The 812-nt window shown below is 56.4% G+C and carries 1 pseudogene; it reads left to right on the forward strand.

The features are described 5' to 3' along the window. Positions 1-61: 61 nt before the first annotated feature. Positions 62-761, forward strand: a pseudogene (locus ACR0ES_RS20170) (IS6 family transposase). Positions 762-812: the final 51 nt, after the last annotated feature.

Below are 812 nucleotides of genomic sequence, written 5' to 3' on the forward strand. Positions count from 1 at the left end.
GTGTTGCCACATTAACTGTCGTTAGGCTGCTGATGCTTGACATTGGCTGTAGGTGACATTGATGAAGACATCGTCAATCAGCTACAAGCGCCCCCGGTTTCCGCCTCAGCTCATTGAGCACGCGGTGTGGCTGTACGTTCGCTTCAATCTGAGCCTGCGGGAAGTTGAAGAGATGCTGCTGCAGCGCGTGCGCTATGCTTCTTATGAAACTGTTCGGCGCTGGGTCATCAAATTCGGGCCGGTGGTAGCTCGAAATCTGCGGCAGAGACTGAACCGTCCAGGTGGTGTCTGGCATCTGGATGAAATTGTCGTGGACATTTCAGGTCGCAAGTATCGGCTTTGCGCGCGGTCGATCAGCATGGCGTCGTGCTGAAGGAAATCCTCCAACCCAGGCGGGACAAACAGGCGGCAAAACGGCTGTTGCGCCGCCTGATCAAGCACCTTGGTTTCATTCCCAAGCGGATCATCACGAACAAGTTGCGGTCCTTTGGCACCGCCAAACGGGAAATCGCGCCGGGCTTGGATCGTTGGTCGCACAAGGGCCTCAACAATCGAGCTGAAAACAGCCCCCTCCCATTCCGAAAGCGAGAACGGACGATGCTAGGACACCGATCTCCAAGAGGTTTGCAGCGGTTCGTAACCACCCATCAGCCGGCAGAAATTGCTTCCGCGTCCCGGCACGTCGTCGCTCCGCACAAACAATCCGTTATCACCGCCTCGAGGCATTCGAAGCCTTGAATGCTGCCACTCGAGCCGCTTGAATCCCGACCATCAGCATTCCCTCGTCGACCGGACGTTAACGTGACAACACC

The organism is Ruegeria sp. N7 (genome assembly GCF_056531345.1).